The sequence below is a fragment of the Serratia ficaria genome (assembly GCF_900187015.1).
Classification (GTDB): domain Bacteria; phylum Pseudomonadota; class Gammaproteobacteria; order Enterobacterales; family Enterobacteriaceae; genus Serratia; species Serratia ficaria.
This window is the reverse complement of the sequence record NZ_LT906479.1, coordinates 2,004,099-2,029,572: the sequence shown is the minus strand read 5'-3', so window position 1 is coordinate 2,029,572 and position 25,474 is coordinate 2,004,099. Positions and strand designations below refer to the sequence as shown.

Genomic DNA, 25,474 nt, shown 5'->3' with positions numbered 1-25,474 from the left:
GATTTGTCAGTAATCCGTAAGCGACGGGCAAAAAAAACGGGGAACGCGCCAGGCGCATTCCCCGCAGGAACAGCGGATGCTGCGGTTAGCCTTGCCCTGCCGGATGCGCCAGCGGGTTATGCGGCAACTGCCGGTAGTGCTCGCGCCAGGCGGCGCCTTCCGGCTGCAGCCAGACGCGCTGGTGCAGACGCGACAGCGCCACCGGATCGCTCAGCAGCTCCAGGCGTTTGCCCTTCACCAGTTTTTCCGGCCCCAGTTCCAGCGCCTCGTTCACCCGCGCTTCGCGGTTGCGTTCGATCGCCGCGCGCAGATGGTGCCGCGCCGTCGCCAGCGCGGTGGACAGCGCATTGAAGGACGGGTTGACCACCGCATGCATAAAGCCGTTGGCCAAAGCGCGTTCGCGGTTGAGCTTCAGATACTCCTCCGTCGCCAGCAGTTCGCGCGGCGGCGAGTATTCTTCCGGGATCAGGAACAGCTTGGCGCGCTTGCTCTTCATGCCGAGGGTTGCACGGCTCGACAACACCGAGACGAACGGCGACAGGATCAGCGAGAACACGATCGGCGACAGCCACCACAGGAAGCGCAGGTCCAGCCAGGCCATGCCGCCGGCCCACACCAGCCCCAACAGCATCTGCGAACCGTGGCGTTTGAACGCTTCGCCCCACGGGGTGTCGTCGTCGTCACGCTGCGGTGAATTCCACACCACTTCCCAACCGAGGAAGGCGCTGACCACGAACACGGTATGGAACAGCATGCGCACCGGCGCCAGCAGCACCGAGAACAGCATTTCCATCAGCATGGAAATCAGCAGGCGGAAAGCGCCGCCGTACTCTTTCGCGCCCTTCGCCCAGATCAGCACGATGCTCAGCAGCTTCGGCAGGAACAGCAGCACCAGAGTGGTGGAGAACAGCGCTATCGCCAGCTCCGGCCGCCACTGCGGCCACACCGGGAACAGCTGGCGCGGCTGCAGGAAGTACTGCGGCTCCATCAGGGTATGCACCACCTGCAGCGCGGTGGACAGCGCCAGGAACATGAACCACAGCGGCGCGGACAGATACGACATCACGCCGGTCAGGAACACCGCACGGTGCACCGGGTGCATGCCTTTCACCAGGAACAGGCGGAAGTTCATCAGGTTGCCGTGGCACCAGCGGCGGTCGCGCTTCAGCTCGTCCAGCAGGTTAGGCGGCAGTTCTTCGTAGCTGCCCGGCAGGTCGTAGGCGATCCAGACGCCCCAACCGGCGCGGCGCATCAGCGCGGCCTCGACGAAGTCATGCGACAGAATCGAGCCGGCGAAGGAGCCCTCGCCCGGCAGCGGCGCCAGCGCACAGTGTTCGATAAACGGCTTCACGCGGATGATCGCGTTGTGGCCCCAGTAGTGCGATTCGCCCAACTGCCAGAAATGCAGGCCGGCGGTGAACAGCGGCCCATAGACCCGGGTGGCGAACTGCTGCACGCGAGCGTACAGGGTATCCATGCCGGACGCCTTCGGCGCGGACTGGATAATCCCGGCGTTCGGGTTGGCTTCCATCAGGCGCACCAGCCCGGTGAGGCACTCGCCGCTCATCACGCTGTCGGCGTCCAGGATCACCATGTAGCTGTACTCTCCGCCCCAACGACGGCAGAAGTCGTCGATGTTGCCGCTTTTGCGTTTCACGCGGCGGCGGCGGCGGCGATAGAAGATGCGGCCGTGGCCGTCAACGTCGCGGCACAGCTCCATCCAGGCCTTTTGCTCCGCCACGCAGATATCCGGATCGTAGCTGTCGCTCAGCACGTAGATATCGAAGTGTTCCAGCTGACCGGTGGCGGCGACGGACTCATAGGTCGCGCGCAGGCCGGCGAACACCCGCTCGACGTCTTCGTTGCAGATGGGCATGATCAGCGCGGTGCGGTGCGCCGGGTTGATCGGCTCATCGCCCTTGATGGTGGAGGAGATGCTGTATTTGTCCTTGCCGATCAGCAACTGCAGGAAGCCCATCAGCGCGGTCCAGAATCCGGCGGACACCCAACAGAACAGAATGGCGAACAGGATCAGGATGCCGGTCTGCAATACGTAAGGCAGCAGCTGCAGCACCGATTGCATCAGATCCTGATCCAGCATGGCGAGCGGGTCGATCAGCGCCCATCCCTGATACGGCAGGATGGTTTTCATGTACCAGGTGGCGATGCCGGTCTGCACCAGCATCAACACCAGCAGCACATAGCGGCGCATGGAGCCGACGGCGCGCCAGCGGTTCTCCGCCGCCGCTTCCTCTTTGGACGCGTGGCGATTATGCGGCGTGCGGCCCAGCAGCGAGTCCCAGAAGCGCGCCACCGGGTTGGTGCGCCAGGCTTCGGGGAACATGCTGGTGCGCTTGATCGGCGGCGTCGCCTTGAGGATCGTCCGCCCTTCCGGGTCGGTATCGAAGTCGTCGTCGCTGACCGCATCCGGCCAGGCGCTTTCAATACGCGTCTTGACCGAGGCCAGCGCCACGTCATCCGCCGGCAGGCTGTCGACGTTGGCGTCGGCGGCGCCCATCTGACGATGCAGCGCCTCCAGCGCCAGGGCGTCATCCGCCGCCGGCTGTGGTTTGAGCGCCTCTGACCGCGCGGCGGTCAGAGGCATTGCCGCAAGATAATCCTGGGCAGATTGAGTAGGCTTATTCATTGGCAGGTAGCTGATAGCTCCAGGTTTCCGACAGGGTCTTATCACCATTGACCAGCGCAGCGCGCATTTCTACCGGCTTCTTGTCGTCTTTCACTTTCAGACGCACCGTCAGACGCCAGCCTTTGGTCACTGGATTATAGCGGACATTGTTTTCCACCAACTCACCGTTGTCGCCGATGCTGACCTGAGAGGCGATCGGCGTGTTGGCGTCCAGGTCTTTCAGCACCGGGCCGACGAAGTCAACCAGGAACGCCACGCTGCCGTCAGGCTCGCGGATCAGGTTCGACTGCTTCACGTCGCCGGTGGAACGCATGGTCTGGCTGACATAGGCGATATCCTGCGAATGCAGCTTGTCTTCATCGCGGGTGAAGTGCAGGCGGTAGCTCAGCGCCAGCGGCGTTTTAGCGTCCGGCAGCACGTCCGGGGTCCAGAAAGCGACGATGTTGTCGTTGGTTTCATCCGCGGTCGGGATCTCCACCAGCTCAACCTTGCCCTTGCCCCAGTCGCCGCGCGGTTCGATCCAGGCGCTTGGGCGCAGATCGTAACGATCGTCCAGATCTTCGTAATCCTTGAAGTTGCGGCCGCGCTGCAGCAGACCGAAGCCTTTCGGATTTTCGACGGTATAGGTGCTGACGGACAGGTGCTTCGGATTATTCAGCGGACGCCAGATCCATTCCCCGTTGCCGGCGTGGATCGACAGGCCGTTGGAGTCATGCAGCGCCGGGCGGTAGTTCAGCGTCGGCGAAGGCTGGCTCGGCCCGAACAGGAACATGCTGGTCAACGGCGCCATGCCCAATTTGCCGACCTTGTCGCGCAGGAACACTTTGGACTGGACGTCCACGGTGCTGTCGCGGCCCGGATAGACCACAAAGCGATAAGCGCCGGTGGCGCGCGGAGAATCCAGCAGCGCGTAGATAACCAGGTGCTTGTCGCCCTGCTTCGGACGCTCGACCCAGAACTCGCGGAAACGCGGGAACTCTTCGCCGGACGGCAACGCGGTGTCAATCGCCAGGCCGCGGGCGGAAAGCCCGTATACCTGGCCTTTACCCACCACGCGGAAGTAGCTCGCGCCCAGCAGGCTCATAATCTCGTCGTTCTTGTCTGCGCTGTTGATCGGATACAGCACCTTGAAACCGGCGAAACCGAGGTTCTTCACCGATTCAGGATCGTGCTTCACCGAACCGAAATTGAAGTAGTCCGGGTTGTACTTGATCTCTTTGACGCTGGTGGCGGTCACTTCGTTGATCTTCACCGGCGTGTCGAAGTACATCCCCTGATGATAGAACTCAAGCTTGAAAGGGGTTTTCAGCTTGTTCCAATAGGCTTTATCGTGATTGAACTGAATCTGCTGATAGTCCGCGAATTTCATCTCGCGGAACTGAGAAGGAAGGTTGCTCTTCGGCGCCTCAAAGCCTTTTCCTGCCAGATCCTGCGCCTGCTTGGCCACATCATCGATGGAAAAAGCCCATGCCGGCGACGTAAACAGCGTGAACAATACGGTAGCACCTAACCAACGTACGCTCGCGGCGCGTGGTTGTCCGGATAATATATTAACTAGCACATCCCCCCCTATTCGTGTGCTCAAAACATTTAAATCCATATTAATGGATTATTCAGCTTTCCGACAACATGATAAATGGATGGTTCATGTTTGTGGCTCATAGTTTAAGCAGCTGACGAAACACCAGCGTAGCAAGCCGCGCTACAAGACGCTATGGAAAAATGAGAATCGGTATAGTAGGGTTCCGGATAACGATTTAACCCTTGACGACTTATTAAGCGTGTTAATGATCATCCGATTAAATCACCAGCGGTAACCTATGACTGACGGCAGCAAGCAACGCGAGTACTTTCTTGATTCGATCCGGGCTTATTTGATGCTGCTCGGCGTTCCGTTCCATCTTTCTCTGATCTATTCCGGCCACGCCTGGGCGGTGAACAGCACCACGCCGTCCTTTTCCCTGACGGTGCTGAACGATTTCATCCACGCCTTTCGCATGCAGGTGTTCTTCGTGATCTCCGGCTACTTCTCCTACATGCTGTACCAGCGCTATGAGCGCCGCCAGTGGCTGAAGGTCAGGCTGGAGCGGGTGGCGATCCCGCTGCTGAGCTCTATCCCCCTAATCACCCTGCCGCAGTTTTTTTTGCTGAAAAACTTCACCGATAAATTAAACGGCTGGGACGCGTTCTCTCTCTATCAGAAAATAAATGTAACAGTTTGGGAGCTGGTTTCTCACCTGTGGTTTTTATTAACCCTCTCGCTGCTGACCTGCGTCTGTTTTTACCTGTTCCGAAAAATTAAGGCGCAAAAGAAAGATCGCGTTCCGGCGCTAATAAATAAAATGACCGGATTAGGAAACATCTCACTGCTCTTTCTTATTTATGCTTTATTCTATTCGGCCGCGCACCGCATTATTTTAATTCTTGCGCCGCAGTTATTGTCCAACGGCCTGTTCAACTTCGTGGTGATGGAAACCCTGTTCTACCTGCCGTTCTTCATCCTCGGCGCTTACGCCTTCAAGTACGTGTGGCTTAAGGAAGTTTTCCTGCGCCGCTCCCCGCTGGCGCTGCTCGGCTCGCTGCTGTTGTTCATCGCCTACATGCTGAATCAGAAGCTGTTGGCCGACAGCAGCTACATGTTTGAGCTGGAAGTGGTGATCAAAACCCTATTGGGCATCCTGACGACGAACCTGGTGTTCTCTTTCGGGCACCACTGGCTGAACGCCCATTCGGCGCGCATCACTTACCTGGTAAACGCCTCGCTGTTTATATATCTGGTGCACCATCCGCTCACCTTAATATATGGCGCTTTCATCACGCCTTATATCAGCAGCAACCTGCTGGGATTCCTGTTGGGCCTGCTGTTTGTCTTCTCCCTGGCCTTCGCATTATATGAACTGCACAAGCGCATTCCCCTGCTGCGTTTCCTGTTCTCCGGCAAGCCACAATAACCTTTAACCCTGCAAACATTAATGATTTGCAGGGTTTCCTCTGTCATCCCCCGGAAAGTTAAAGCGCGTATCATTCATTTTGCATACGCAGCACACATTGCTCAGCCGCCGATCGGAAGTTAGTGCAAAGTTATGCTGGAGCATATTGCAGCGAGTTGTTATAACTGCAATGCATAAGTGGAAATCCACATCCCTGCCTTACGGTAGCGATTGGGCTCAATGAACCCTGAGGGAATGCGCGACAGCTTAAATGAACGCGTTTGCCGTATCTCCCTTCCGCACGACAGAGAGGATTTTTGATGACCGACAAAGACACCACGGCGCCGGAAGCCGTGCCGGAAAACGCCACGCTGCTGAAGATCCTCGGCAGACTGCTCTCCGCGCTGGACGCCTCCATCAGCGGCAAAGATCGCAGCATCCTGGTAACCGAACTTTCCAACCTCAATCTTGACGGCGTGTCAGAGGCGGAAAGGAAGCTGGCCGCCGAGCTGATCAAGCGCGCCTTGCAATCCCTCGACCATTAATCACCCCCCGTCAGCAAACCATTAAGCCTCCTGGCGGGGGCTTAATGGTTTTTCCCCACGGCGCCGCAAACCGGGATTATTGCCAAAGTAAAAATACAGTAGCCTGATAACTATAGATAAAAGCAAGAACTCCACCTGTTCCCCGCCGTTGATCATCGCTTCCTGACCAAACGAGAATAAATGCCAGATTGTTTTATCAATCAGCCTTGGCGTTTTACCCACTAAACACGTTATCATCATCGGGCTCATTGCGCTTACGCGCCGCCGCCCAGCCCAACCTCAGGAGAACGTTATTTTGGATGCCAGCACCATTAACAGTCTGTTCGTCATCGGTGCCGTGCTGGTGGGGGCAAGTATTCTGCTAAGCTCGTTTTCTTCGCGCCTCGGCATCCCGATCCTGGTGATATTCCTGGCGATCGGCATGCTGGCCGGCGTCGACGGCCCGGGCGGCATCGTTTTCAGCAATTATCCGGTCGCCTACCTGGTCAGTAACCTGGCGCTGGCGGTGATCCTGCTCGACGGCGGCATGCGCACCCGCGTCAGCTCCTTCCGCGTCGCTTTGTGGCCGGCGCTGTCCCTCGCCACCGTCGGCGTGGTGATCACCGCCGGGCTTACCGGCATGGCGGCCGCCTGGCTGTTCGATCTCGATCTGCTGCAGGGCCTGCTGATTGGCGCCATCATCGGCTCCACCGACGCCGCCGCGGTGTTTTCGCTGCTGGGCGGCAAAGGGCTGAACGAACGCGTCAGCGCCACGCTGGAAATCGAATCCGGCAGCAACGATCCGATGGCGGTCTTCCTCACCATCACCCTGATCGCGATGATCGCCGCCGGCGAAACCACCGTCAGCTGGATGTTCCCGCTGCACCTGATGCAGCAATTCGGCATGGGCATCGTATTTGGCCTCGGCGGCGGCTGGCTGCTGCTGACGCTGATCAACCACATCAAGCTGGCCGAGGGCCTGTATCCGCTGTTGGCGGTAAGCGGCGGCATACTCATCTTTGCCCTGACCACCGCGCTGGACGGCAGCGGCATTCTGGCGGTGTATCTGTGCGGCCTGCTGCTGGGCAACCGGCCAATCCGCAACCGCCACGGCATCGTACAGACCTTCGACGGGCTGGCGTGGCTGAGCCAAATCGGCATGTTCCTGGTGCTGGGTCTGCTGCTCAACCCGCACGAGCTGCTGCCGATCGCTATCCCCGCCCTGCTGCTGTCGCTGTGGATGATCCTGTTCGCCCGCCCGCTGTCGGTGTTTATCGGTCTGCTGCCGTTTCGCAGTTTTACCCTGCGCGAGCGCGGCTTTATCTCCTGGGTCGGCCTGCGCGGCGCCGTGCCGGTGATCCTGGCGGTGTTCCCGATGATGGCCGGATTGCCGAATGCGCAGCTGTTCTTCAACGTCGCCTTCTTCGTGGTGCTGGTGTCTCTGTTGCTGCAGGGCACCACGCTGTCCTTCGCCGCCAGAAAAGCCAAGGTGATCGTGCCGCCGGCGCTGACGCCGATTTCGCGCGTCGGGCTGGACGTGCATCCGGAAAACCAGTGGGAGCAATTCGTCTACCAGCTCTCGGCCGAGAACTGGTGCGTCGGCGCGGCGCTGCGCGAGCTGAAAATGCCGCCCAACACGCGCATCGCCGCCCTGTTCCGCGGTAAAGAGCTGTTGCACCCCAGCGGCAGCACCCGGCTGCGTGAAAACGATATTCTGTGCGTCATCGGTCACGAGCATGATTTGCCGATCCTCGGCAAACTGTTCAGCCAGGCGCCGACCGTCACCCTCGACGAGCGCTTCTTCGGCGACTTTATTCTGCAGTCTGACGCCCGCCTGAGCGATATCTCGCAGCTGTACGGTCTTAATTTGCAAGAGGACATGGACGATCAGCAGACCCTCGGCCAGTTCGTCATTCAGCTGATTGGCGGCGAACCGGTGATCGGCGATCAGGTGGAGTGGGACGGCCTGACCTGGACCATCGCCGAAATGGAAGGCAATCAGGTCAGCAAAATCGGCGTAAAAATAGTGACCGACTGAGGCTCAGCCCTCCCCGCTGCGCGGCCAATGCCCGCAGCGGCTTCTCTCGCCTGGGGAACTTATCGCGGCCCGCAGGCTCTTAATCTCTGTGATTATTTATAGAACCGTATTCCAGGCCGGTCATATCCCATTGATAAATTTACCATTAATGAAATATTGACCGTCAACCGCAGCGGTAATAAAGGCGGGATATGAACAACAAAACTCGATTTCTTTCGGTAATGGCGATCATGGTGCTGGCAGTGGTAGCGCTGGATTTGGGCATCGCCGATTTGGTCCATAGACTTTTAATTGGATAAGCTTAACGTGACACAGCAGGAACAAGATAAGGACATTCTGGGAAAAATACTGGTGACGGTATCGGCGCTCTGCCTGATTATCGTGGCCGGGCTGTTGATCTGGGGATTCGTTCTGGATTAACCGGCCGCGACGCACACTGGCCATCACGCTCATTTTGTTACAATGTTGCTGCTTCTCATGCCGCAGGTTGAGCGTATGCTAAACAAACATGGAATAAATAAACAACAAACCCTCATACTACTTAAAGTGTTGGCCCGCCTGAAACGGGCTTTTTTTTTGCTCCGCGCTTTACTCCAGGCATAAAAAAACCGCCGTAGCGGTTTTTCAACTGCGCAGGCGATCAGATCTTGCAACCTTCGCAGTCCGCCTCGTCCTCGAGGATCTCAGGGACTTCTTTTACTTTTTCCGCCGCTTTTTCTTCCGCTTTGGCTAATTCGGCATCGATATCGAAATCGAAAATATCATCACTCATCGCTAGGTCCTCTGGCTTACCTCGGTTCAGCACCGAGTATAATCGACAAGCGCGCGGGCGGAAACCCTCAGTTGAGCGCCGCGACCTGCGGCTGGGCATCCTGCGGCTTTTTTGAATACGCCAGGTCATAGACGTCATAGAAGTCGATTTCGCCCTTGTTGGCGATGATTTCCCGCATCCGCGTCTTCAACGCCGGGCCGATCGACGGTTCATCCAACAGCTGCTGAACCGCCTGCGGCGACAGTTCGCGGGTGAAGTACCACTCGCCGTTGTAGCAGACGCGCAGGTCCAACACGCCGATGTCTTCGAAGCGGTACACCGGCCTGATCTCAATCAGCAGCATGGCGAACATGAACAGCACGAACGCGGTAAAGGCCAGGAAAGCATAGAACCCCATATAAGGCACCGGGTACATCACGCCGATCACGGCGAAGTAGCCGGCGAACATGGCGAGACACAGATAACGGTGGGTGCGGGCGAATTCGCCATTGAATCGCGGCTTGCCGTCGCGCCCTTCGCGCCGGTTAATCTGTTCTATTTCTTTAACCAAGATGCTTTTAATCGCGTCCATCGTTACAACCTTATGCTGAAAGCATTATTGCCATCAAAAATCATCCCTCAAACTACCATAGGTACAGTTTGGCCAGGTAGATCAGTTAAACAATTAAAAACCGGGAACTGTTATAGTCGAGCGCTCAGCGAGGTTGGGAGGTTTTGCCCTGAGCGAACATAAACATGCGCTGAGCAACGTCGTCAGCCCGTTTGATTTTTTGTTTCTGCGGTTCATTGCTGCGCTGGATAGCGCGGGCGTAGGCAATCTCGTGCGCCTGGTCGATCATCGCAATAATCCGGTCGCGATCGGTCTTGTCCAGATTGCCGAGCATGGTGGTGATAATCGCCTGATAGGCGTTGGAAGCGGCGGTCAGCGCTTGCTCTCTGGCCTCGAGCGCCGCGACGCGTTGCAATAGCTCCTGCAGTTGATCGGGCTGAGACATATCGACCTCCTGTTGCCGGGCAGCAAGCCTGCCTGTTTACAGTTTAGCAAAGGATCGACGTCGGCAGGGCCGGGAAGCGGCGGTTAGGGTAAAGCGCACCCGAAAATCCCAACGAGGAGCCGATAGTGCAAATCAACCCGGGTGCGCTTTAGCCTAACGGCGGATAAAAAGGAAGCTGGCGCGCTATGCAGGACTCGAACCCGCGTCTATCAATTTCTAGCCAAAACAAGCCATTATAAAACCAATCACTCTGCCAACTGAGTTAATAGCGCGTTCCTTCGCTTCGGGTCGCCATTATCCATATTAATGCTGTGGGTTCAAGCCGCTAAAGCAGGATCGCCTGATTTTGCAGATAAATCTCACTCGCACACCAGCGTTATCCTAGCTGGACAGTTCAATAATCCGGTAGTCGCCGCCCATCAGCGGCTTGCACAGGATCTTGTAACCGTCGCTGTCGAAATGGCTGGCGGCGCGCTGCAGGGTATCGACCCGCTCCAGGCTGTCGACCGAGCCCAGATAAAACCAGTTGTGGATCACGTGATACTGGCGCAGGCCGTTCCCCTGCTCCTCCAGCGCCACCCGGCCCGCATAGGGCCAGCAGGCGATGCGGGTTTGTTCCAGCGCGGCGGCCAGCCGCTGCCGATGCTGCAGTTCAGACTCCGCACCGCAGCAGGCACCGGCGCATTTGCGCAGGCTGAAGCGAAAACAGGCCCTGCCCGCCGGCAGTTTGTCGATGCCCAGCCGGCCATAACACAGCCGGTGCTGGTCGGCGATGGCGCGCAGCTTTTCCTGCGCGGCGCCGCGGTTGGCGAACAGCCCGTACAAATCGGGCGTAGCGGCAAAATCGATGTCTTTGGCCTGTACGATCTCTACCCGCGTCTCGCTCAAACGCAGCGAACACAGCTGCTTCGAACGCCGCAGCCGTTTGTTGAACAGCGGCTGCCGCCGCTTGATCAGCTGCGCCTCCAGCAGCAGCGCCCCCAGCTCTCCCGCCGTGGCGATGCAGCTGATGCGCTGCGTCTGACGCAGCAGTTTGGCTTCATCCCGGGCGCGGAAATGCGCCATCACCCGGCTGCGAACGTTGACGCTTTTGCCGATGTACAGCGGCATGCTGTCGCTCTGGCCGTGAAACAGGTAGACGCCCGGCGCCCTGGGCAGCTGCTCCAGGCTGGCGCGCAGGTGTTCCGGATACTGATAAATGTCGAGCTCCGGTTCGAGGCGATTTGGCATCATGATGGCTTTAGACGGTGGCTGGATTGCGATACATGGGTTTTTATCCAGTATAACGCCAATGTGCGCAAAATGCATGCAGCGGATTACTCATGACGCGCCGTGATATTTAGCAAAAAAATCATTACTATCGTTTCACGGCGGAAAACGCCGGGCGTTTATCGCCAGTTAAGGCTGACGCTGCCATTATGGCGGTCGACTGGAACTGCAGCTTTTATCGTTATGGAAAACCTGGGCCTACTGCTAATGAAACTCACCTCTCGCCGCCTGGCGCTTATCGCCGCCGCCTTGCTGATTATTTTCGTCGCCGCGCTGGCGTTCTTTCTGCAGCGTTCGCCGCTGCCGGCCTATGTCACCGCTCCGGCGCGCCTGGGCGATATCGAAAATGCCGTACTGGCCACCGGCCGGCTCGACGCGATAGAGCGCGTCAACGTCGGGGCGCAGGTTTCCGGCCAGGTAAAATCGCTGAAGGTGAAGCTGGGCGACCGCGTCGCCAAAGGGCAGCCGATCGCCGATATCGACGACCTGCCGCAGCGCAACGACCTGCGTACCGCCGAAGCGGCGCTCAACCTGGTTAAAGCCGACCTGCAGGCCAAACGGGCGCTGCTGAAGCAGGCCGAGTCGCGCTTCAAGCGCCAGCGCCGGATGCTCGACGATGAAGCCAGCTCGCGCGAGGACTATGAGTCCGCCGAGGCCAACCTCGCCACCGCCCGCGCCGAGCTGTTGTCCCTCAACGCCAAGCTGGTGCAGGCGCAGATCGAAGTCGACAAGAAAAAGGTCGACCTGAGCTATACCCGCGTCCTGGCGCCGATGGACGGCATCGTCATCGCCGTCGTCACCCAGCAGGGGCAAACGGTCAACTCCAGCCAGAGCGCGCCGACCATCATCAAGCTGGCTCGGCTGGACGTGATGACCATCAAGGCCCAGATCTCCGAGGCCGACATCACCCGCATTACCGCCGGGCAAAAAGCCTACTTCACCATCTTCTCGGAACCGGACCGGCGCTACGACGCCACGCTGCGCACCATCGAACTGGCGCCGGAATCGGTGATGAAGGACGATTCGCTGGCCGGCAGCAGCTCGGCCTCCGGCTCCGGCACCTCGAACGCCTCGGTGTATTACAATGCGCTGCTGGATGTGCCGAATCCGGAAAACCGGCTGCGCATCGCCATGACCGCGCAGGTCTCGCTGCTGCTCGGAGAAGCCAAAAACGCCCTGCTGGTGCCGATCCAGGCGGTGCATGCCGGCGAAGGGAAAAAGCAGCAGGTTCAGGTGCTGACCCCGAATGGCCAATTGGAAACCCGCACGGTAAAAACCGGCATCACCGACAACGTCGATATCCAGATCCTCGCCGGGCTGAAGGCCGGCGAAACCGTGGTGCTGTCGCAGCCGAGCGCCCAACCGGCTGAAGGCGGCTTCTTCCTGTGAACAACATCATCGAACTGACCGGCATCGGCCGCACCTACACCAACGGCGGCCAGGCGTTGACGGTGCTGAAGGACATCAACCTGACCATCGCCGCCGGCGAACTGGTGGCGATCATCGGCGCCTCCGGCTCCGGCAAGTCTACCCTGATGAACATCATGGGCTGCCTCGACGTGCCGGACTGCGGCGCCTACTGCATCGGCGGCCAGAACGCCGCCCAGCTGCCGCCTGATGAGCTGGCCAGGCTGCGCCGGGAACACATCGGCTTTATCTTCCAGCGCTATCACCTGATGCCCGACCTCAGCGCGCTGGGCAACGTCGAGATCCCGGCGATCTACGCCAACCGCCGGCGCGACCAGCGTCGCCGCCGCGCGGCGGAGCTGCTTGCCCGCCTGGGGCTGGAAGGCCGCGAGCACCACAAACCCGGCGAGCTTTCCGGCGGCCAGCAGCAGCGCGTCAGCATCGCCCGATCGCTGATCAACGGCGGCGAGATCATTCTGGCGGACGAGCCGACCGGCGCGCTGGATTCCCAGTCCGGGCAAGAGGTGCTGGCGATCCTCAACGAGCTTAACCAGCGCGGCCACACGGTGGTGATCGTCACCCACGACATGCAGGTGGCGCAGCATGCGCAGCGCATCATCGAGCTGCGGGACGGCGAAATCGTCGCCGACAGCGGCGGCCGCCCCACCGGCGTCGAATCGCTGCCGCCGCCAAACCGCAGCAGGCAGAGCGGCTGGCAAAGCCTGCTCGACCGCACCCGCGAATCGCTGCAGATGGCGCTGAAAGCGATGAACGCCCACCGTCTGCGCACCGCGCTGACCATGACCGGCATTATCTTCGGCATCGCCGCGGTGGTCACCGTGGTGGCGCTGGGCGAAGGCGCCAAACGGCGCACGCTGGAAAACATCAAAGGGCTGGGCACCAACGTGGTCAGCATTTACCCCGGACGCGATTTTTTCGACGACGCCATCGACAGCATCCGCACCCTGGTGCCGGCCGACGCCGAGGCGCTGGCGAAGCAAAGCTTTGTCGACAGCGTCAGCCCCGAGGTGAACGCCTCCGACAACATTCGCTTTCGCGGCAAATCGGCCAGCGCCTCGATCAGCGGCGTCGGCCGCGACTATTTCCGCGTCAACGGCATGACGCTGCTGCAGGGCACCACCTTCCGCGACGACCGCAATGCGCTGCAGGAGGCGATCATCGACGACAATGCCCGCCGCGCGTTGTTCGGCGATCAGGGGGGAGAGCCGCTCGGCCAAGTCGTGTTCCTCGGTGCCGTGCCGGCGCGGGTGATTGGCGTCGTCAAAAGCAAGCAGGACTACGCGCCGAACCGCATCAACGTTTGGATGCCCTACAGCACGGTGATGTATCGCATGGTCGGCAAGCCGACGCTGAGCAGCATCAGCGTACGGTTGAAGGACGACGTCGACAACGCGGCGGCCGTCAGCGCCATCACCCAGTTGCTGACCCAGCGCCACGGCGTGAAAGATTTCATGCTGTTCAACCGCGATCAGTACCGCAAGTCAATTGAGCAAACCTCGATGACCCTCAGCCTGCTGATCCTGATGGTGGCGTCGATCTCGCTGGTGATCGGCAGCCTGGGGGTGATGAATATCATGCTGGTCTCGGTCACCGAACGCACCCATGAGATCGGCGTGCGCATGGCGGTTGGCGCGCGGCGCGGCGACATCATGCAGCAGTTTATGATTGAGGCGGTGCTGGTCTGCCTGATCGGCGGCGCGCTGGGCATTGCGCTGTCGTTTGCCGCCGGCTCGCTGTTCACCGCGCTGGCGGGCGGCATGCTCACCGCCATCTATTCCTGGCAGGCCGCCGCCGCCGCGTTCTTCTGCTCCACCCTAATCGGCATGATCTTCGGTTATCTCCCCGCCCGCAAGGCGGCACGGATGGATCCGGTCATCTCTTTGGCCAGCGAGTAACCCATGAAAATTTTATCTCCCCTGGCTTTATGCCTCGCCGCCCTGCTCAGCGCCGGCTGCGGCAACGCGCTGAAAAGCGATTATCAAACGCCGCAGGTCGCGTATCCGGCCCAGTGGCAACATGCCGATGCCGGCGACGTTCCGCCGCCGTTTGACTGGCGCGATTTTCGCGATCCGCAGCTCGACCGGTGGCTGCGGCAGGTAATGGCCGGCAACAATGACCTGGCCGCCGCGGTGCTGCGGCTCTACCGCGCCCGGCTGAATGCTGAACGGGTCGACGTCAGCAACGCCCCCAGCCTCAGCGCCACGCTGAACGCCGGCAGCGGCAGGCCGTTGTCCGAATCCTCGCCCTGGACCAAGAGCAGCAGCGCCAGCCTCAGCACCGGCTATGAGCTCGACCTGTGGGGCAAGATTGCCCGCCAGCGCGACGCCGCCGAGTGGGCCAGCCAGGCCAGCGAGCAGGATTTGCAGGCATTCCGCCTGACGTTGCTGAGCGACGCCAGCAACAACTACTGGCGCCTCGGCTACATCAACCAGCAGATCGCCGTCAGCCGACAGAGCATCGCCTATGCCAGAGACACGCTGCGGCTGGCCAACGCCCGCTTTCACGCCGGCAGCATCTCGGCGCTCGACGTGGTGAATGCCGAACGCAGCCTGCTGACTCAGGAAAACCACCTGCTGGCGCTGCGGCATCAACGCCAGCAGGCGCTGAATGTGCAAACGGTGTTGCTGGGCGCGCCGCCGGGTCATGCCGTAGTGGAACCCGCTCATCTGCCGACGCAGCCGCTGCCGCAGGTCAACGGCGGTATTCCGGCCAGCGTGCTGGGCAACCGGCCGGACATTCGCGCCAAAGAGCTGCAGCTGCGCGCCGCACTGGCCAACGTCGACATCAAACGCGCCGAGTATTACCCGACCTTTAATCTGACCGGCTCTCTGGGCACCAGCAGCACCGCGCTGCTGGAGTTTCTGCGCAATCCGATCGGTACCGTCGGCGCCAGCCTGACGCTGCCGTTTCTCCAATGGCGGCAAATGGGCCTGGACGTCAAAATCGCCCGCAACGACTATGAGCAGCGGGTACTGGCGTTCAAGCAGTCGTTGTACAAAGCGATGGCCGACGTGGACGACGCGCTGTCGCTGCGGGCGCAGCTGATGGCGCAGGAGACGCATCAACGGGCGGTGCTGGCGCTGGCGCGCAAATCAGAACGGCTGAATGAGCTGCGCTACCGACAGGGCGCGGTCGCCATCACCGACTGGCTGGATGCGCAGGAACAGCGCCGACAGGCGGAACTGGCGCTGGATGAAAACCGATTCAGCCAATATCAAAACCTGGCGAAAATTTATCTGGAATTCGGCGGTTCGCCGCCATGATTCACCGGCCTGGCCCTGGCGTCAGGCCGTTCCTTTTCTTCGCGCGAAAACGCATTAATTTTGCCCGCATTCGCCGCGCCGGCTCCTATACTTCAATCACGGTCAATCAGACAAAAAACCGCCGATTTGCACAATTATCATTCTAAAATAGCACTATTTCGGTGCAAACATATAAGATAAACTGCTAAATTTGATCGCCACGGGATATAACGTTAAGCTATAGATGCAAAATAATTAGTCACCTAAATGACATAATATCGGTAAAAACCACTTTGTTTTGTGATCCATATCTCATGAAGATCATGGAGGCTCACCACCTGAAACAACAATATGATTAGCCAAACTGATGGCTCGCGACAGAAAAGTGAACGGGGATTACGAATTCACGAACAACTAAAAATTCATTAAGGGATGATTATATGAAGTTAAGAAAAAAACGTCATAAACCGATGCACATTAATGACATCACCATCATCGACGACAGCAAGCTGAAGAAGGCGATCACCGCGGCCGCATTGGGCAACGCGATGGAGTGGTTCGACTTCGGCGTTTACGGCTTCGTAGCCTACGCCCTTGGGCAAGTCTTCTTTCCCGGCGCCTCTCCCGGCGTCCAGATGATCGCCGCGCTGGCGACCTTCTCGGTGCCTTTCCTGGTACGTCCGCTAGGCGGCCTGTTCTTTGGCGCCATGGGTGACAAATTCGGTCGCCAAAAAGTCCTGTCCATCACCATCATCATCATGGCGGTGAGCACCTTCTGTATCGGCCTGATCCCGTCCTACGCCTCGATCGGCATCTGGGCGCCGATCCTGCTGCTGCTGGCCAAGCTGGCGCAGGGTTTCTCCGTCGGCGGCGAATACTCCGGCGCGGCTATCTTCGTGGCCGAATACTCGCCGGACCGCAAGCGCGGCTTTATGGGCAGCTGGCTTGATTTCGGCTCCATCGCCGGCTTCGTGCTGGGCGCAGGGGTGGTGGTACTGATCTCGAGCATCGTCGGCGAAGCCAACTTCCTCGACTGGGGCTGGCGTATTCCGTTCTTCATCGCCGCGCCGCTGGGCCTGATCGGTTTGTACCTGCGCCACGCGCTGGAAGAAACCCCGGCGTTCCAGCAGCACGTGGACAAGATGGAGAAAGACGATCGCAACGCCATCGAAAACCCGCCGAAGACCTCGTTCAAAGAGATCGCCTCCAAACACTGGAAAAGCCTGTTGGTATGCGTCGGCATCGTGATCTCCACCAACGTGACCTACTACATGTTGCTGACCTACATGCCGAGCTACCTGTCGCATAATCTGCACTATTCGGAAGATCACGGCGTACTGATCATCATCGCCATCATGATCGGCATGCTGTTCGTGCAGCCGGTGATCGGCCTGACCAGCGACCGCGTCGGCCGCAAGCCGTTCATCATCGGCGGCAGCATCGGCCTGATGGCGCTGGCGGTGCCCTGCTTCATTCTGATCAACAGCAACGTGATCGGCCTGATCTTCCTCGGCCTGCTGGTGCTGGCGGTGCTGCTGAACTGCTTCACCGGCGTGATGGCCTCCATCCTGCCGGCGATGTTCCCGACGCACATCCGCTACAGCGCCCTGGCGATTTCGTTCAACATCTCGGTGCTGGTCGCCGGCGCCACCCCAACGGCCGCCGCCTGGCTGGTGGAATCTACCGGCAACCTGTACATGCCGGCCTACTACCTGATGGTGGTCGCGGTGATCGGCCTGATTACCGGGCTGTACATGAAAGAAACCGCCAATAAACCGCTGCGCGGCGCCACGCCGGCCGCTTCGGACCGTGCCGAGGCCAAGGAGCTGCTGCAGGAAACCTACGACAACATCGAACAGAAGGTCGAGGATATCAACGCGCAGATCGCCGAGCTGGAAAAGAAAAAGCAGACGCTGATCGACCAGCATCCCAAGCTGGACTAAGGACGTCTGATGTCAAAAAGCCACCCGCGGGTGGCTTTTTCATTGGTGGCGCGGCGTGAATTATTTGAATTGAGACGGAATATTGCTTTGGCTCGCTTGCTGCGCGTCAAATGCCTCTCTGGCGGCATCGATATCTGCAATATGATCATTTGCCCAGGTTCCAAGCGCGATAACAGGCTCCGTGAGCGAGCGTCCAAGCGGCGTCAATTCATATTCCACATGCGGCGGCATCACCGCATAAACCGTTCTTTTGATAAGCCCGTCCCGCTCAAGCCCACGGAGGCACAGCGTCAACATTCTTTGCGATATTCCATTGATAGCCCGCTTGATTTCCGTAAACCTGCGCGGGCCGCTGGCCAGAAGCATAATAATGAGGATGCTCCATTTTTCCCCGACGCGGGCCAATACCTGGCTGATCTTTTGACAGTCGGAATTTCGAAGATCATGGGGTTGGCCGGTTACATTCATGATACTGAGTTCTCTTAATGTGCCGTATTGCACGCGGTTAATGGGGTAGTTACATTGCTAGTCCAGGTTACAATTTTATACCAGAGGACCGAGCAAATGACACTTCTTCATATCGACGCCAGCATTCTGAACGAACAATCAGTGAGCCGCCAGCTCACGGCCGCCATCGTCAAGCGGTTGAGCGAAACCGCTTCTGACATCGAGATCGTCCGCAGCGACCTTGCCGCAGAACCGATCGGCCACCTCTCAACGCCTGAGTTCCTGGCCTTCCAGGGAATCGAGCCAGAGGACGCCGCCGCCAGGCAGGCAGTCAGCCGCAACGCCAAGCTATTGAACGACTTCCTCGCCGCCGACACCGTCGTCGTGGGCGCCCCCATGTACAACTTCTCGCTGCCCTCGCAGCTCAAGGCCTGGCTCGACCGGATCGCCGTGGCCGGCAAAACCTTCCGTTACAGCGCCAGCGGTGTTGAGGGACTGGCCGGCGGCAAGCGGGTCATAGTGGCGTCCACCCGCGGCGGACAGTACAGCGAAGGAGCCCCGGCGGCCTTCCTCGATCATCAGGAAACCTACCTGCGCGGCTTCTTCGGCTTTCTGGGCATCACCGACGTGACCTTCGTACGCGCCGAGGGGCTGGGTTTGGGCGACGACGCCCGCAAGGCGGCCATCGACGCGGCGGTGGCCGACGTCGAGAAACTTAGCGCCTGAGACGCAAAACGACCATTCGAGAAAGGCCGCCATGAGCGCTTCACTGGCGCCAGGCGTGCCGACACCCGACAGGAGAAAGCTTATGAACACCGTTTTTGCCCGTAACGCCGAGCCCCCAATGCGGCGCATCGCGCATCGCACGCGGGGCCAGGGCCACGGGCCTATCACCCGGCTGATGAGTCCTTCCGATCTGGGCCAGGTAGTCAAGCCCTTCGTGTTTCTCGACCTGTTCGATGCGGACCAGCACACCATGCAGGCGATGAGCGCGATGCCACTGCATCCGCACTCGGGCATCGCCACTGTGACCGTGCCGGTCGAAGGCGCTTTCCGCTACGCAGATCCCGCCAGCGGCACCTCCAGCACGCTGACCTACGGTGGCGTGGAATGGTCACATGCCGGGGGCGGCATGTGGCATGGCAAGGAATTGTCCGCCGCCGACGTACCGCGCATTCAGGGTTTTCAGCTTTGGCTGGCCTTGCCCGCGGAACTCGAGGGCAGCGAGTCGATAAGCTGCTACATCGAAGCCCAAAACATGCATCAGGACGGGCCGGCGCACGTCATCGTCGGCAAGCACCAGGGGGCGCAAAGCCCGGTGCCCGCACCGGCAGGCATCAACTACCTGCTGGTGACGCTGCCGGCCGGTGAACGCTGGTCTTACCGCCCGCCTTCCGGCCATACCGTCGGCTGGTTGGCAATGGCGAAGGGCAGCCTCGATGCCGGTGCCGGCGCTTCGGTCAGCGCGGGAGAAATGGTGGTGTTCGAGCCGGGCGAAATGCCCATTGAGCTTGAAGCAACCGGCAAGAAAGATGCCGTATTCGTCCTTGGTTCGGCCGTACCGCATCCCTACCCGCTGCATCTTGGCTCTTACTCGGTGCATACCTCCGCGCAGGCGCTGGAAGCCGGCGAGCGCCGCATCGCTGAACTGGGCAGGAAGTTGAAGGAAGCCGGAGATCGTCGTACGGCATCGGGGACGATCCCGGTATTCCGCTGAGCGCCATAGGCCACCGACGCCCCCATGGCCGCTATCCGGACCGTTTCGCTGCCGAGTCAGCGTTGAATAAAAAAACCGCCGTCCGGCGGTTTTTCTTATTCAACGGCGGCGGATCAGTTAACCTGGCACCAGTTGCGCTGTTTGACGATGCCGCCGTCCGGCGAAGTGTAGCCAATGCAGCCCAATATGCTGTCGAACAACTTCTCATGGAACACCGGCGTCTTGGCCTGCTGCAGCGCCTTCAGCTGGTTGAACGCCGCCTGATGATCGGGCTGGCTGAGAAACTTGTCCGACGCCCAGACCATGATCGGAATGGTGCGCTGCTCTTTGGGCGCGTGGTCGCGCGGCGTGCCGTGGAAATGCAGGTTCTCGGAGATCGATTCACCGTGATCCGAAGCGTAAAACACGATGGCGTTGCGGCTGCGCAACTGGTTGAACACCTGCTCCAGGAAGGCGTCGGTGTACAACAGGCTGTTGTCATAGGAATTGATCATCTCCTCGGTGGAGCAGGCGTCGTCGATGCCCTGGCATTCCGGCTTATAGCGGGCGAAGGCGCGCGGGTAGCGTTCGGTATACATATAATGCGAGCCTTTGGTGTGCAGAATCACCAGGTGCTTGCCCTGCGGATGGCGGCCCAGAGAGTCCTGCAGCTCGTTAATCAGCGCCATGTCGTCGACGGGTTTGCCGGCGTTGCGTTTTTCCGCCTGAATGGTTTCCCGCAGCGCATAGTCATCCGCCTGAGTCTTGTTATAGAACCAGGCCTCGCTCTGCATCGAGAACAGCTCCGAAGAAAAGCCCTGCTTTTTCAGCACCGAGAAAACGTTCATTTCCTTCAGCGTGCGCTGCGGCGCCTCCGAGGCGCCGCCCTCGCGCACGAACATGCAGCGCAGGGAGAGCTTGGTCGAAGTATCGCAGGAGTAGCCCTGCAACACCGCCAGATTCGCCTCTTTGTCCAGGTTGGGCGTATTGTCGCGCCGGTAGCCGTAAACCCCCATATGGTCACGCCGCGCACTTTCGCCGATCACGAACACCACATAAAGGTCATCGACGTCCTTCGGCGGCTGATAGGTAAAATGCGCCGCCGGGTCGAACAGATTGCGGCTGTCCTCCGCCTGGGTGTAGGCGCTGTAGGTGAATAGGCCCAGCGCGGACAACCAGTTGGAAGGCGAATAGCTGCCGGCCACCACGCCGCCGTAGCTGGCCATCATCTGGTTATTCTCTTTGTCGTGCTGGTCCTGCACCTGCCCCATCAGCTTCAGCGGCAGCCAGCAGCACAGCCCGGCGGCCAGCATGATCCCGCTCTTTTTCAGCAGCGTACGGCGGTTGCCGGCGCGCAGCGAGGCCTCCGCCATCGGCGCCAGCCAGATCAACAGCAGCGGCAGCAGGCTGACCAACACCATCCACACCACGAAATGCCAGCCCACCGATTCTTTGGACAGGTCGACGTCGGTAGTCATCACCGCGGCCAGAATGCCGTAGCCGATATCGACATGGAACAGCACCATATAATAGCTGGCGGCCACCGAGCTCAGCACCAGCAACGTAGCCAGCATGCGGAACAGACGCCGCCCCAAATGGGAAATCAGCAGCATGATGAAGCACACCAGGCTGAAGGCGGCGAACGCTTCAATGCTGATGGACAACACATTGTCATAGCGCAGCTGCTGATAGCGACGATAGAAAATGGGGATATTGAGTAATACGCCAAGATAAAACGCAATGAAGAAGCAGACCTGCAACTGGGTCCAACGTCGGAATTTCTGCATTATTTGATACCGTTCCCGCCAAAAAAAGTAGCTTGTTAGCCGATTGCTGACACAGCTTGTTGAGAGCCATGCCCTCACCTGCTGTTTAATTAATGGATGTCAGACAGACAATATGGCCGGGCGTTGCCGAAAAGGAATGGTTTAGCGTTGTTATAGTGTAACAAGTCATGTGCAACGCGGCGGCGGCGCTGCAGGAACGCCGCCGCCGCGAGGTTGCCGTTAGGACGATACCGGGCTTTCTGCGTTGACGGCAGGCTCCGCCGCCTGCGCCGCCTGATGCTCTTCGCGGTATTTCAGCCGGTCCCAGGCGCGGAAGAACGGATAGTAGATTGCCATCGAGATCAGCAAGTTAACCACCTGAATCACCGTGCCGGAAATATGGCCGCCGGTCGCCAGATAGCCGCTGATGAAAATGGGCGTGGTGAACGGCAGCGCAATCCCTACCGGCGGCGTCACCAGCCCGGTGGCCATCGCGCTGTAGGTGACGATCACCAGCACCACCGGCGTTAAAATAAACGGCAGGAAGAAATACGGGTTCATCACCAGCGGAATGCCGAACACCATCGGCTCGCTGATATTGAACAGGCAGCCCGGCGCGGCGATTTTGCCCAGCTGCTTCATTTGCGCGCTGCGGCTGCGGATCAGCATAAAGATCACCAGCCCCAGCAAGGCGCCGGTGCCGCCGGGCGCGATCCATAAATCATAAAACTGTTGGGTAATGATGTGCGGGATCGGCTGGTTATTCTGGAACGCCACCAGGTTTTCCGACATGTTGGCCAGCCACACCGGCTGGATAAACACCAGCACGATGGCGTCGCCGTGCAGCCCCAGCGTCCACAGCAGCCCGATCAGGATCACCGAGAAAATCATCCCCGGCAGGGTGCCGCCGACGTGATGCATCGGGATGCCGATCAGCGTGGCGATCATGGTGTTGATGTCGCCAAACGGCGTCGCCTCGACGATCAGGCGCAGTATCAGGATCACCGCCAGCACGCAAAAACCGGGGATCAGCGCCAGGAACGATTTGGCCACCGCCGGCGGCACCCCTTCGGGCATGTTGATCACCAGATTGCGGTTGTGGACGAAACGGTAGATCTCCGTCGACAGCAGCGCCACCACGATCGCCACGAACAGCCCCTGGCTGCCGATAAAGTTCATCGGCAGCACCCCTTTGACAATCTGTTCCGCCGCGCCCTTCACCGGGGCGAACAGCGTATGCTGAGGAATGGTCATGATAAACGCCACCAGCGACACCGCGCCGGTGCTGAGCGGATCCATGCCGCGGTACTTCTCCGCCAGCCGGTAGGCGATGCCGAAACTGGAAATGATCGCCATGATGTCGTAGGTCGCCTTGACCGGGTACAGCAGCTTGTCGCGCCAGGCCGCGCCGAACACCTCGCTCATCAGCCCGGCGTAGCTGGGGATCGGCAGGTAGGCGAAAATCAAAAAGAACGAACCGATCAACATGAACGGCATATTCAAAATAATGCCGTCGCGCACCGACAGAATATGTTTTTGCCCGGCAATCTTCAGCGCCGTCGGCAATACGTAACGTTCCAGAATGCTATTGAGTCCCGCCATCATTCCCCCCGTCCGGCCGCGCCGGCTATCATCATGTGCGATTGTTATTATGGCGCCGCAGCTCAGTTGAACTGCGGCAAGTAATCCCGATTCAGGCTCAACACCTCGTCCAGCAACGGCTCGGCGATGCCGGCGCCGCCGATCAGCGGGTTCACCACCAGCGCCAACAGCGCGCTTTGCCGATCGCCGTGCACCGCCGCCTCGATGGTCAGCCGCTCGAAGTCTTTCACCTGCTGCGTCAGGCCGTTCATCGCCAGCGGCAATCGCCCGAAGCTCAGCGGATGCGCCCCCTGCGCGTCGATCACGCAGTTGGTTTCGATCACCGCATCATCCGGCAACCCCTGAATGGCGCCGTTGTTGCGGGTGTTGACCACCATAACTTTACCGCTGTTGTTGTGAATGGCGCGGAGCAGCTCCACCGCCACCTCGGAATAAAAGGCGCCGCCGCGCAAGCTCAGCTGCTCCGGCTTTTTATCCAGCGCCGGATCGGCATAAAGTTCGAACAGCTCCGCCTCCACCTTCATCACCTGTTCGGCGCGGGTGCCCTGCGCGGCGGCGGCTTCCAGCTCCTCTTCCAGCATGTCGGCAGTCTGATAGAAATAGCGGTGATAAGGGCAAGGAATGGCGCCCAGCGCCTGCAGGAACGCCGGCGGCCAGGGCAAATCCTTGATGTTGTTCATCGACAGCGTTTCGCCGCTGCTCAGCATCTCCAGCACCGCGGCGGTCACGTCGACGCCGTTTTGCGTCACCTGATGGACCCACACCATATGGTTCAGCCCGGCGAAGCGCAGGTCCACCCGATCGAAGGGCGCCTTCAGCATATTGGCTATCATATGGTGCATGGTGATCGGCACGTTGCACAGGCCGATAATCTTCGCCTTGCTGTAACGGGATACCGCCTCGGTGACAATGCCCGCCGGGTTGGTGAAGTTGATGATCCAGGCGTCCGGCGCCACCGCCTCCACCACCCGCGCCACCTCCAGCATCACCGGAATGGTGCGCAGCGCCTTGGCGAACCCGCCAACGCCGGTGGTCTCCTGCCCCAGCCGCCGGTATTTCAGCCCCAGCCGTTCATCGGCGGCGCGCGCCGCCAGCTGCCCGACCCGCAGCTGCGTCAATACGAACTGCGCGCCGCGGATCGCCGGCTCCAGCGAAAAATGCACCGACACTTTCACCTGATCCAGCCCGCTGCGTTTCAGCATTCTTTCGGTCAGTTCGGCGATGGTCGTCACCTTCTCCCGACCGGCCTCAACGTCCACCAGCGCCAGCTCGCTCAGAGGCACCTCCCGGTAGTGGGCGATCAGCCCTTCGACCAGTTCCGGCGTATAGCTGCTGCCGCCGCCGATTACCGCTATCTTAGTCATGGTTCGCTCCCGATGTTGAACGGCGATAAAGTTCGATCATGTCGGTGGCCAGGTCCTGAATCAGCATGGCGTTCATCAAATGATCCTGCGCATGCACCACGATCAGGCTGAGCGGTATTTTTCCCGCGCCCTGGTCGATGCCAATCAGCGCGGTCTGCATGCCGTGCGCTCTGCCTATCGCCGCCCGCGCTTCGGCCAACGACGCCTCTGCGGCGTTAAAGTCGCCGCCGCGCGCCTGCTGCAGGCCCGCAAGCAATGCGCTGCGCGCGCTGCCGGCCTGCACCAACAGCTCCATAACGCTGGTTTCCAAATCCATTCGCTCCTCCCCGCCGGCTTATTCAAGGCAAAACGATGCCGCGGCGAATTAATCAAATAACCCGCCAGCCGAACGATAAATTGTATTATTCGGCGGGAAGTCCGCCGATGACGGTTTAAGCCAGCAGGCCCAGCGCCTTATCCAGCACCTTGTCTCCGCGCAGGGTGCCGTAATCCAGCATATCGATCACCTCCACGGTCTTGCCCAGGGGTGCGGCCAGCGCCGACAGCCGCGCATGTTCGTATTTCACCTGCGGCCCCAGCAGTACGATATCCGCTTCCCCGACCACGCGTTCAAAATCCGCCACCGGCACCGCTTCAATCTCGATCTCCAGCGCGCGCTTTTGCGCTTCGGTTTTCATTTTTTGCACCAGCATGCTGGTAGACATGCCTGCGGCGCAGCATAAGACGATTCGTTGCATGTTTTATTCTCCCTGTGGTGAGCCACGTCGGCTGCACAAACATAAAACAACCCTGCAACACGCTTGTAAATACC

The 25,474-nt window shown here is 59.7% G+C and carries 23 protein-coding genes and 1 tRNA gene; 10 read left to right on the top strand and 14 right to left on the bottom strand.

Annotated features, from left to right (window positions below; all coding sequences use genetic code 11):
- Positions 1–85: 85 nt before the first annotated feature.
- Together mdoH and CKW09_RS09540 are read right to left on the bottom strand one after the other, a co-directional pair.
- Positions 86–2,647, bottom strand: a complete 2,562-nt coding sequence (gene mdoH / locus CKW09_RS09545; protein WP_061798303.1) for a glucans biosynthesis glucosyltransferase MdoH — start codon at positions 2,645–2,647, stop codon at positions 86–88.
- A complete protein-coding gene (locus tag CKW09_RS09540; RefSeq protein ID WP_174524363.1) occupies positions 2,640–4,208 on the bottom strand; it encodes a glucan biosynthesis protein G in 1,569 nt (522 codons plus the stop codon). The genes mdoH and CKW09_RS09540 overlap by 8 nt, the downstream gene beginning before the upstream one ends.
- A 259-nt stretch (positions 4,209–4,467) precedes the next feature.
- On the opposite strand from CKW09_RS09540, the gene mdoC reads away from it, so the two are divergent.
- On the top strand, positions 4,468–5,598 hold the full coding sequence (gene mdoC / locus CKW09_RS09535) for a glucans biosynthesis protein MdoC (protein WP_061798299.1): 1,131 nt from the start codon (positions 4,468–4,470) through the stop codon (positions 5,596–5,598).
- 299 nt (positions 5,599–5,897) lie between these two features.
- A complete protein-coding gene (locus CKW09_RS09530; RefSeq protein ID WP_061798298.1) occupies positions 5,898–6,122 on the top strand; it encodes a hypothetical protein in 225 nt (74 codons plus the stop codon).
- Between the two features lie 21 nt (positions 6,123–6,143).
- On the opposite strand, the gene CKW09_RS09525 is transcribed toward CKW09_RS09530, so the two are convergent.
- A complete protein-coding gene (locus tag CKW09_RS09525) occupies positions 6,144–6,371 on the bottom strand; it encodes a hypothetical protein (protein WP_145957249.1) in 228 nt (75 codons plus the stop codon).
- A gap of 46 nt (positions 6,372–6,417) precedes the next feature.
- On the opposite strand from CKW09_RS09525, the gene CKW09_RS09520 reads away from it, so the two are divergent.
- Together CKW09_RS09520 and CKW09_RS24940 are read left to right on the top strand one after the other, a co-directional pair.
- Positions 6,418–8,139: a potassium/proton antiporter gene (locus tag CKW09_RS09520; protein WP_061798296.1), complete on the top strand. Its 1,722-nt coding sequence runs from the start codon at positions 6,418–6,420 to the stop codon at positions 8,137–8,139.
- A gap of 291 nt (positions 8,140–8,430) precedes the next feature.
- A complete protein-coding gene (locus CKW09_RS24940; protein WP_255211567.1) occupies positions 8,431–8,559 on the top strand; it encodes a hypothetical protein in 129 nt (42 codons plus the stop codon).
- Positions 8,560–8,779: 220 nt separating this feature from the next.
- Here CKW09_RS24940 and CKW09_RS24935 read toward each other — a convergent pair whose 3' ends face one another.
- The 5 genes from CKW09_RS24935 to cho form a co-directional block, all read right to left on the bottom strand.
- Complete coding sequence (locus CKW09_RS24935) at positions 8,780–8,911, bottom strand: hypothetical protein (protein ID WP_255211566.1); 132 nt, start codon at positions 8,909–8,911, stop codon at positions 8,780–8,782.
- 67 nt (positions 8,912–8,978) lie between these two features.
- Positions 8,979–9,482, bottom strand: a complete 504-nt coding sequence (locus CKW09_RS09515; protein WP_061798294.1) for a YlaC family protein — start codon at positions 9,480–9,482, stop codon at positions 8,979–8,981.
- Between the two features lie 124 nt (positions 9,483–9,606).
- A complete protein-coding gene (locus CKW09_RS09510; protein WP_061798293.1) occupies positions 9,607–9,906 on the bottom strand; it encodes a sigma-S stabilization anti-adapter protein IraP in 300 nt (99 codons plus the stop codon).
- A gap of 176 nt (positions 9,907–10,082) precedes the next feature.
- A tRNA-OTHER gene (locus CKW09_RS09505) sits at positions 10,083–10,178 on the bottom strand.
- Positions 10,179–10,287: 109 nt separating this feature from the next.
- Complete coding sequence (cho, locus tag CKW09_RS09500; protein ID WP_061798292.1) at positions 10,288–11,139, bottom strand: excinuclease Cho; 852 nt, start codon at positions 11,137–11,139, stop codon at positions 10,288–10,290.
- Positions 11,140–11,382: 243 nt separating this feature from the next.
- Here cho and etsA point away from each other — a divergent pair, with 243 nt between their 5' ends.
- The 4 genes from etsA (at position 11,383) to proP (ending at position 17,788) form a co-directional block, all read left to right on the top strand.
- Positions 11,383–12,564 (top strand): macrolide efflux RND transporter periplasmic adaptor subunit EtsA, encoded by a 1,182-nt coding sequence (gene etsA, locus CKW09_RS09495; protein ID WP_061798291.1) that lies wholly within the window; start codon positions 11,383–11,385, stop codon positions 12,562–12,564.
- Positions 12,561–14,498 carry a MacB family efflux pump subunit gene (locus CKW09_RS09490; RefSeq protein WP_061798290.1) on the top strand — a complete coding sequence of 646 codons (1,938 nt, stop codon included), beginning with the start codon at positions 12,561–12,563 and terminating at the stop codon, positions 14,496–14,498. The genes etsA and CKW09_RS09490 overlap by 4 nt, the downstream gene beginning before the upstream one ends.
- A 3-nt stretch (positions 14,499–14,501) precedes the next feature.
- Complete coding sequence (etsC, locus tag CKW09_RS09485) at positions 14,502–15,866, top strand: macrolide efflux RND transporter outer membrane subunit EtsC (protein WP_095096944.1); 1,365 nt, start codon at positions 14,502–14,504, stop codon at positions 15,864–15,866.
- A gap of 419 nt (positions 15,867–16,285) precedes the next feature.
- Positions 16,286–17,788, top strand: a complete 1,503-nt coding sequence (proP, locus tag CKW09_RS09480; RefSeq protein WP_061798287.1) for a glycine betaine/L-proline transporter ProP — start codon at positions 16,286–16,288, stop codon at positions 17,786–17,788.
- Positions 17,789–17,848: 60 nt separating this feature from the next.
- Here proP and CKW09_RS09475 read toward each other — a convergent pair whose 3' ends face one another.
- Positions 17,849–18,256, bottom strand: a complete 408-nt coding sequence (locus tag CKW09_RS09475) for a winged helix-turn-helix transcriptional regulator (RefSeq protein ID WP_061798286.1) — start codon at positions 18,254–18,256, stop codon at positions 17,849–17,851.
- Between the two features lie 96 nt (positions 18,257–18,352).
- On the opposite strand from CKW09_RS09475, the gene CKW09_RS09470 reads away from it, so the two are divergent.
- Both CKW09_RS09470 and CKW09_RS09465 read left to right on the top strand, forming a co-directional pair.
- Positions 18,353–18,961 carry an FMN-dependent NADH-azoreductase gene (locus tag CKW09_RS09470; protein ID WP_061798378.1) on the top strand — a complete coding sequence of 203 codons (609 nt, stop codon included), beginning with the start codon at positions 18,353–18,355 and terminating at the stop codon, positions 18,959–18,961.
- Positions 18,962–19,043: 82 nt separating this feature from the next.
- Positions 19,044–19,952 carry a pirin family protein gene (locus CKW09_RS09465; protein WP_061798284.1) on the top strand — a complete coding sequence of 303 codons (909 nt, stop codon included), beginning with the start codon at positions 19,044–19,046 and terminating at the stop codon, positions 19,950–19,952.
- A gap of 113 nt (positions 19,953–20,065) precedes the next feature.
- Here CKW09_RS09465 and eptB read toward each other — a convergent pair whose 3' ends face one another.
- The 5 genes from eptB to CKW09_RS09440 all read right to left on the bottom strand — a co-directional run bounded on the left by eptB (position 20,066) and on the right by CKW09_RS09440 (position 25,400).
- Complete coding sequence (gene eptB, locus CKW09_RS09460) at positions 20,066–21,718, bottom strand: kdo(2)-lipid A phosphoethanolamine 7''-transferase (protein ID WP_061798283.1); 1,653 nt, start codon at positions 21,716–21,718, stop codon at positions 20,066–20,068.
- 219 nt (positions 21,719–21,937) lie between these two features.
- Positions 21,938–23,299: a PTS cellobiose transporter subunit IIC gene (gene celB / locus CKW09_RS09455; RefSeq protein ID WP_061798376.1), complete on the bottom strand. Its 1,362-nt coding sequence runs from the start codon at positions 23,297–23,299 to the stop codon at positions 21,938–21,940.
- A gap of 62 nt (positions 23,300–23,361) precedes the next feature.
- Complete coding sequence (locus CKW09_RS09450; protein ID WP_095096941.1) at positions 23,362–24,663, bottom strand: 6-phospho-beta-glucosidase; 1,302 nt, start codon at positions 24,661–24,663, stop codon at positions 23,362–23,364.
- Positions 24,656–24,979 (bottom strand): PTS lactose/cellobiose transporter subunit IIA, encoded by a 324-nt coding sequence (locus CKW09_RS09445; RefSeq protein WP_061798280.1) that lies wholly within the window; start codon positions 24,977–24,979, stop codon positions 24,656–24,658. Before CKW09_RS09445 ends, CKW09_RS09450 begins: the two co-directional genes overlap by 8 nt.
- 115 nt (positions 24,980–25,094) lie before the next feature.
- Positions 25,095–25,400, bottom strand: a complete 306-nt coding sequence (locus CKW09_RS09440; RefSeq protein WP_061798279.1) for a PTS sugar transporter subunit IIB — start codon at positions 25,398–25,400, stop codon at positions 25,095–25,097.
- Positions 25,401–25,474 lie beyond the last annotated feature (74 nt).

Bases quoted from the DNA above. Each gene is read 5' to 3' on its own strand.
- mdoH (WP_061798303.1), bottom strand. From the start codon at position 2,647: ATGAATAAGCCTACTCAATCTGCCCAGGATTATCTTGCGGCAATGCCT.
- mdoC (WP_061798299.1), top strand. From the start codon at position 4,468: ATGACTGACGGCAGCAAGCAACGCGAGTACTTTCTTGATTCGATCCGG.
- CKW09_RS09530 (WP_061798298.1), top strand. From the start codon at position 5,898: ATGACCGACAAAGACACCACGGCGCCGGAAGCCGTGCCGGAAAACGCC.
- CKW09_RS09525 (WP_145957249.1), bottom strand. From the start codon at position 6,371: ATGAGCCCGATGATGATAACGTGTTTAGTGGGTAAAACGCCAAGGCTG.
- CKW09_RS24935 (WP_255211566.1), bottom strand. From the start codon at position 8,911: ATGAGTGATGATATTTTCGATTTCGATATCGATGCCGAATTAGCCAAA.
- CKW09_RS09515 (WP_061798294.1), bottom strand. From the start codon at position 9,482: ATGGACGCGATTAAAAGCATCTTGGTTAAAGAAATAGAACAGATTAAC.
- CKW09_RS09510 (WP_061798293.1), bottom strand. From the start codon at position 9,906: ATGTCTCAGCCCGATCAACTGCAGGAGCTATTGCAACGCGTCGCGGCG.
- cho (WP_061798292.1), bottom strand. From the start codon at position 11,139: ATGATGCCAAATCGCCTCGAACCGGAGCTCGACATTTATCAGTATCCG.
- etsA (WP_061798291.1), top strand. From the start codon at position 11,383: ATGAAACTCACCTCTCGCCGCCTGGCGCTTATCGCCGCCGCCTTGCTG.
- etsC (WP_095096944.1), top strand. From the start codon at position 14,502: ATGAAAATTTTATCTCCCCTGGCTTTATGCCTCGCCGCCCTGCTCAGC.
- proP (WP_061798287.1), top strand. From the start codon at position 16,286: ATGAAGTTAAGAAAAAAACGTCATAAACCGATGCACATTAATGACATC.
- CKW09_RS09475 (WP_061798286.1), bottom strand. From the start codon at position 18,256: ATGAATGTAACCGGCCAACCCCATGATCTTCGAAATTCCGACTGTCAA.
- CKW09_RS09470 (WP_061798378.1), top strand. From the start codon at position 18,353: ATGACACTTCTTCATATCGACGCCAGCATTCTGAACGAACAATCAGTG.
- CKW09_RS09465 (WP_061798284.1), top strand. From the start codon at position 19,044: ATGAACACCGTTTTTGCCCGTAACGCCGAGCCCCCAATGCGGCGCATC.
- eptB (WP_061798283.1), bottom strand. From the start codon at position 21,718: ATGCAGAAATTCCGACGTTGGACCCAGTTGCAGGTCTGCTTCTTCATT.
- celB (WP_061798376.1), bottom strand. From the start codon at position 23,299: ATGGCGGGACTCAATAGCATTCTGGAACGTTACGTATTGCCGACGGCG.
- CKW09_RS09450 (WP_095096941.1), bottom strand. From the start codon at position 24,663: ATGACTAAGATAGCGGTAATCGGCGGCGGCAGCAGCTATACGCCGGAA.
- CKW09_RS09445 (WP_061798280.1), bottom strand. From the start codon at position 24,979: ATGGATTTGGAAACCAGCGTTATGGAGCTGTTGGTGCAGGCCGGCAGC.
- CKW09_RS09440 (WP_061798279.1), bottom strand. From the start codon at position 25,400: ATGCAACGAATCGTCTTATGCTGCGCCGCAGGCATGTCTACCAGCATG.